The organism is Herbaspirillum sp. B65 (assembly GCF_000333555.1).
Lineage (GTDB): Bacteria > Pseudomonadota > Gammaproteobacteria > Burkholderiales > Burkholderiaceae_D > Herbaspirillum > Herbaspirillum rubrisubalbicans.
On record NZ_BADI01001172.1, the window covers coordinates 1 to 6,650 of the forward strand.

General features: G+C 61.4%; 3 protein-coding genes. All 3 read right to left on the bottom strand.

Going from position 1 to position 6,650, the window contains the following annotated elements; genetic code table 11:
- Positions 1 to 48: 48 nt before the first annotated feature.
- Positions 49 to 4,296, bottom strand: coding sequence for a beta strand repeat-containing protein (locus tag I5W_RS28330; protein ID WP_199901820.1), 4,248 nt, complete (start codon positions 4,294 to 4,296; stop codon positions 49 to 51).
- Position 4,297: 1 nt separating this feature from the next.
- Positions 4,298 to 6,046 carry a ShlB/FhaC/HecB family hemolysin secretion/activation protein gene (locus I5W_RS28335; protein ID WP_044531764.1) on the bottom strand — a complete coding sequence of 583 codons (1,749 nt, stop codon included), beginning with the start codon at positions 6,044 to 6,046 and terminating at the stop codon, positions 4,298 to 4,300.
- 421 nt (positions 6,047 to 6,467) lie between these two features.
- The coding region (locus I5W_RS28340) for a hypothetical protein (protein WP_044531765.1) at positions 6,468 to 6,650 on the bottom strand (183 nt) is incomplete at its 5' end.

Consider the following 6,650-nt stretch of genomic DNA (forward strand, 5'->3'; position numbering starts at 1 on the left):
GCGGCGGTTTTGCTTGACGATTTCATGGGTATCACGTTATCCATTGGGTCAGGTACACATCGGCAGCGGTTTCTTGTTCTGCTTGCGCTCCCCGCCTTCATCACCGAAATTGCCGGAAGTGCCGCCTGTGGTCTGGCCGCTGCTGTTGTTCTGCTGGATCACGGTGGATTGGTATCCCGTCGTGTCGGACAGTTGCACCTTGTTCACGGTGGTCTGCAGATTCTGACTCTGCTGGTTCTGCTGTTGCTGCACCACCTGCGCGGTCTGGCTAGGAGTGGAGACGACGGTGCTGCTGTTGCTGACGCCGGAACTGGAGGTGCTACTGCTATTGGCATTGGTCGTGCTGGCCGTCACTGGCGTGCGCGTGCCATTGGCATCCCTGATGGTCACCCCCTGCGCATAACCGACCACCTGGCCCGACTGTACCGAGAACAAGGCCACCCCCGGTGGCGAGGTGGAGATGTTGGCGTTGATGGTCATGGTATCGCCGGCGGTCAGGTTGATATTGCCTCCGGTGGACACCAGTACGCCATTGACGATCAGGGTATCGTTATTGCCCGAAGAAGCGCTGGCCGTCAACGTAATGGTGCCGGTGGCACTGACCCCGCCAGCGCCGATGGTCAAGGGACTGTGCGTGACCACGCTGACCGAACCATTGGCACTCTTCAACTGACCGGTGCTGTTGATGCCCAGCGTAGCCAGGCGACTCGATACACTGACCGTCGAGCCATCGCTATTGAGCGGCAGGCTCCCCAGGAAATCGGCCTTGCTGCCGATGGCCGAAGTGACCACGCCACCGGTGTTGTCGATGCTGACGTTGCCGGTGGCCGTCGATACTCCATTGATGCTGACGGCACTGGCGTCGGTGGTGTTGAGCGTATTCTTGAGCGTGATGTCGCCAGTGCCGCTGTTATTGGCGGCAAAGCCGGCGATCTGGTTGCCGGAATTACTGAGACTGATCCCCGTGCTGGCTGCGGCGATCAACTGCGATTTCACATGCAGGCTGGTGCCATCGTTCTGAGCCAGCTCACCGCTGGCGTTCAGTTCCAGGTTGTTGGCCGTGATATTGCCCACGGCCAGCGTACCGCAAGTGAGCGAGAACGAGGCATCGGCCAGACTCAGGTTGCCGCCCTGCTGGCTGAAGTAGTCCGCCACCAGGCGCGAGCCGGTGTTGCCGGTGACCGTACCGTCCGAGACGGTCAGGCTGCCCAGGTGCACGTTGCCGCCCAGGGTCAGGTTACCGTGGTTGAGCTGTACTGTCAGTGTGGATTGGGCGGTATTGTTGAGGGTCACATTGCCTTCCGTGATCAAAGAGTCACTCGCCACGAGCGTTCTTACCGCCGAACGGACGCTTTGCGTGTTGACCGGACCATCGTTGGTGCCGCCGATGGTGATGGTGCCATTACCGCTGGTGTTGCCATTGACGATGAAGGTACCGCCGCTGACATTGGCCGTACCATTGATGGTGGCCGTATTGCGCACCGTCAGGTTGCCTCCCGACAGATTCAGCGTGCCACCACCGTTCACCTGCAGGCTGGCGACCACGTCATTGCCGCTCTGATGACTCAGGTTCGCGTTCTGACCAAAGACCACGTTGTCGATCTGGGTCGGCAGATAGCTATTGCCAGTGCTGTTCCAGCTACTGTTGGAGCCCCAATCTCCGGCTGCGGATGCCGTGAAGGTCTCGGCCCCACGCAAGGACAAGCCAAGGATGCCGTCACCATAGGACGCCTTGACCATCTGCTCGGCACCGCCCACGGTGATCACGTCACCGGTGACGTAGCGGAAATAACCGCCGACAGCCTTGTTGCCAAAGGGCTGCAGGACACTGCTGGAGGTGTAGTTGTTGAGCAGGTGGGTCTGCAAGGTGCCGTTGAGCGTCACCGAGGTGTTACCGACGAAGGTGATCTGGTCATATCCGCCACTCACATTGGAGCCGATATCGATGAGCATCTTGCCGCTGTCATGCTGCTCGAATTTACCGCCGCCGATGGTCAGCGCCCCCACCGTCCCGGAGCCGCCCGGAGACAGCGTTCCATAGTTATCGATGGAACCACTGCTGCTGGTATTGAGCGTGCCATTGCCAGAGATGGTGGCATTGGCGTTGTTGGTGATATTGGTGGCGGTGAGGTTGCCGTTGAGCAGCGTCAGCGTGCCATTGTTGGTGAAATCATGACTGTTGGAATCCGTGATATTGCCATACAGCGCAGCACCCGAGCCGATGTTCATCTGGCCATTGTTGGTCAAGCTGACATTGTCGTTCATGCTGAGCTGCGTGTTGCTGCCACTGATGTTGAGCGTGCCATTGTTGGTCCACTGCCCTTGACCGGCGAGGGTGAAATTCGATCCGCCACTGACCAGGATGCTGCCGTTGGCATTGTTCACCACGTCACCAGCACTGGTAAGCTGCCCCCGGTCGGTGATATTGAGTGTGCCATTGTTGCTGATCCCGGCGGCACCGATGGTCAGGTTGTTGTAGCCGGATCCAAAGGTCACCGTGCCATTGTTGTTGAGCCCGCTGATGCTGACCTCGCTGCCGCCACCGGTAGTGAGGCTGCCATTGCCGCCGATATTGACCTGGCCGGCGTACAAGCTCCCCGAGGGGCCCTCGCCACCACCCATATATGCCAGATTCACATTGCCATTGCTGATGGACAGCGTCCCATTGGCGCTGCCCCCACTGTCGCCACCGACAAAGCCATTGCGCACGTTCATCGCGCCGCCATTGAGCCGGATCGACGCCCCATTGCCGATGGTTGCCACGTGCGAGACGCCGGCATTGCCCAGCCCCATGTTCAGGTCCAGTCCCAAAGTGCCTTGCGAGTCGCTGGCGATATCGGCGTTGATGGTGATGTTGTTGGCAGCGTTGAGCGTGAGTGTGGAACTGGTCTCACCGGTCTTGTTGATGGCCGCACTGATGAGGATGTTGCCCGCCTGCGTACCGCTGCCGGTAGTGTTGAGCGTGACGTTGACGCCGTCGCTGAGCTGCGCCGACAGGGTGCTGGCGGCGATAGTCGAACTGTTGCCGGTGACACTGACTGCATAGGTGGAAGTGCAGCTATCCAGCGTACCAGTGACGTTGGACAGATTGCTCGGCACCACTTCCAGGTCATACGGGTCGATCAACCAGGTGCCGCCCGAACCGACCTTGGGTACTTTCACCACGGCCAGTTGCTGCAAGCCCGAAGTCTCAACAAAACCGCCCTTGCCCGGCGCCCCGGTGGCCGAGACATCACCATCGATGAAGGCCTTGTTCTGAGCATACAGCGTGACGTTGCCCCCCGTGGTGCCATCGGCGCTGATGCTGGAATTGGCGGTGGTGGTGAGGTTGCCGGCAGCGCGCAGGAAGATGCGCCCGCCTTCGCGTACCACGCTGGAAGCGTTGATCACGCCGCTGTTGGTAATCAAGCCGGCAGCCACGCCGATGCGTCCAGCCTCGGCCGTGATCGTACCCAGGTTGGTGACGTTGCCGGCACTGCCGGTCACGTTCACTGTCACGCCTGGGGTAGCGGTATCGGCCAGCGTGACGGTCTGGCCGGCCGCCAGGATCACCTCGCCCTGCGGGCTGTTGATGATGCCGCTATTGGAGACGCTGCCGCCGATCAGATAGACGCTGCCGCCGGTGGCCGAATTGATCTTGCCCTGGTTATCTACCAGACCGGCGCTGCCATCCTTGGCGAAATTGAGCTTGCCGGCCAGGAAGTCGCTGTCGCTGATGGCAAGCGAGGTGGCGATGAAACGCCCCGCATCGACCGTACCGCTGGGACCGATCACCACGCCATTGGGGTTGTACAACACCACCGTGCCATTGGCCGAGAGCTTGCCGTAGATCTGCGAGATGTCGCCACCACTGACCTTGGCCAGCAAGGCCGCGCTGCTGCTGGGCTGGGCCACGTTGACAGCGGCATCGGAACCAATGCTGAAGGAAGCGAAGCGAGCAATGGCCTGCGGCGAGAGCTGGTTGATGTTGAGCGTATTGCCGCTCTGGCTGAAGCTGACATTGCCATTGACCACGCTCCAGCCGGTGGGCAAGGTGCCCGGCGCCGGTGCGGCGGCCAGCACCGGTGCCTGCCAGGCGCCGCAGACGGCGGCAGCCGCCACCGAGATGCGCAGGCAGGGCGCCAGCACGCGCAGCCAGGAACGGCGCAACAGGCGCGACAGCAAGACCGGCAAGGGCTTGCGCGCACGCCAGGACAGGGTCAGCTTGCGCTTGCCCACGCGTACCGTGATGGACGGCGGCAAGAGGGCGATGGCCGGCTGGGCCGGAGTTTGCACGGGAGTGGATGTCGATGTCATGTCAGAACCCCAGAATTGCGCTCAGGTGGGCGTTGAGATCACCACGTTGTTCGGTGGCCGAATTGCCATTGAGCAGCACGCGCGCCACGTCCAGGCGCAGGCTGACGTCACGTCCGAGAATGTAGCGCAGGCCGGCACCGAAGCTGGCCAGCGTCACCGTGGAAGGCAGCGTCGAGGCGGCCGTGACATTGTTGTTGGCACCGCGCCCGAGATCGACAAAGGCCAGCAGGCGCAGGTTGCCGTGCAGCTCGCTCTTGACCAGCAGGTCGGGAGTATAGATTTCGCTGTTGAGGATCACGCCACTGTCGGCGGCCACTGCACGTTCGGTGAACCCGCGCACGGCATTGGCACCCGCCAGGCCGAACTGTTCCACCGCCGGCAAGGCATGGGGCGACACCTGCAAGAGACTCGCCAGGCGCACTTGCCAGTCGCTTTCGAAAGCCTTCAGCCAGGACGCGCCGCCCCGGATGGCGATGAAGTTGTCCATCGACTTGCGCGAACCGGTAAAGAGCGAATAGCGGTCAGTCACCTGCAGCGTATCGTTGCTGCGCGCCTGACCGGTGGCCATGTTGCGCGCGATACCGAGGTTATAGTCCAGCACCTGGCCCACACCCTGACGCTGGGCGCTGTAGGACACCGACAGCGGCAGCGTCGAATAGGGCAGGCAGGTATTGAGCGATGCGCCATTGAGCAGGCCGCCACTGATGTTGCAGGACGAATCGACCTTCTTGTAGTCCGCCCCGAAGACCAGCTTGCTGCTCCACTCGCCGCTACGGGCAAAGAAATGGTTCCAGCGCAGCGCATAGATCTCGCCACGGCCAGTGATGTTGAGGGTGGAATTGAGCGCCAGCGTCTGACCAGAACTGACATTGGACTTGCCGTAAATGAAGTCCAGGCTGTCCCCCAGCCCATACATCGGCAGGCGATAACCCAGCGAATACAGGTCCACCTTGGCGCCGGACGGGGCGTCGGGCGAAGTGGTATAGGCCACCGTGGCCACGTGATCGCGGTTGAACAGGTTGGAATGCTGTACGGCCACGCCGGTACGCCAGCGCCCGGTGTCGGCGCTGCCACTGTTGTCCAGGTTGAGCATGACGCGCAGCGGATTGTCATCCTTGACGTTGATGGCGGCATCGATCTGGTTGGTGGTCTCGGAGGCCGTCAGCGTCACATTGACCTGCTTGGCCGGATTGTCGTTGGCCAGTTGTACCGATTCGGAAATGCTGCGCAGGTTGGGCGAAGCGCCCTCGCGCAGGCCGGGGATGCTGGCGCGGATGTTCTCTTGGCTGAAGTAGCGGTTGTCGCTGACCACCACCTTGCCCACCACCGTTTCCAGCACTTGCAGGCGCACCACGCCCTGGCTCAATTCCTGTTCCGGCACGCTCACCTGCACGGCCGTGTAGCCGGCACTGCGATAGGCGTTTTCCACGGCTTCCAGGGCTTGCTGGATATCACCATAGACACGGCCTTTGCCGGTAAAAGGGGCGACCACCTCATCCAGGCGGCTCTGGCTTAACAGGGTATTGCCCTCGATGGCGAAGCTGCGGATATCGAAGCGCTCATCCTCGGGCAATGGCGCAGTGGCCTGTTGCATGGCGGCCGCGACGGGTGCCGCCACCGGTTGTGCGATGGCGCCCCAGGCGCTGCCCAGCAAAATCATCGCCACCCCATAATGCTCAACGCATCGTTTCATGGTCTTTGTGGCCCGCCCCGGCGAGCCCTCCCAGTGTTCTTGTTCACGGACCGCCATCGGCCTCGCTACCCCTGCCCCCTCTCGTTACCCTGCGCCCATGCGGCGCCCCCATCCGAGGATGACGGCAACGCGCAGCGTGGCCGGCGCAACTTGCGTCCTGACCACGGAAACCAAAACACGAGAAGGAACCCCTGACGCAGACATACACGACACCGATGTTGCCGTTTCTTGGAGGACGGATGGATCGTTGCCGGCTGCGCTGCCGCCTTGCTGGGCGGCATCGCGCTTATATGAAGGAAAGTATAGTGACTAGTGCTTGCCGAGTCGATAATAATCGACGAAAAAGCGCTTCTGGCGGGCGATTGCGACACGTTGGCCCGAGTTTATTTTCCGCACGGAAATTATTTTTGCAACGTGGATGTGAATAATTTCACCCATAACTGATTGCCAGGAACATATGCTCACCACGCATCACTGCCTACTTGGTCTCGAAGGTAGTCACGCCATCCCAGTCGGCCGGCGGTGGCACCTCTCGATAACGGGCAATACGCTCCAGGTAGAGCGTGTAGAGCCCGCGTGACTGAACCGCCTGCAATGCCTGCAACACCGTCTGCGCCTCATCCCAGCGCTGCGCACGCACCAGCGCCAGCGCCTCATGCCA

Bases quoted from the DNA above. Each gene is read 5' to 3' on its own strand.
- I5W_RS28330 (WP_199901820.1), bottom strand. From the start codon at position 4,296: ATGACATCGACATCCACTCCCGTGCAAACTCCGGCCCAGCCGGCCATC.
- I5W_RS28335 (WP_044531764.1), bottom strand. From the start codon at position 6,046: ATGGCGGTCCGTGAACAAGAACACTGGGAGGGCTCGCCGGGGCGGGCC.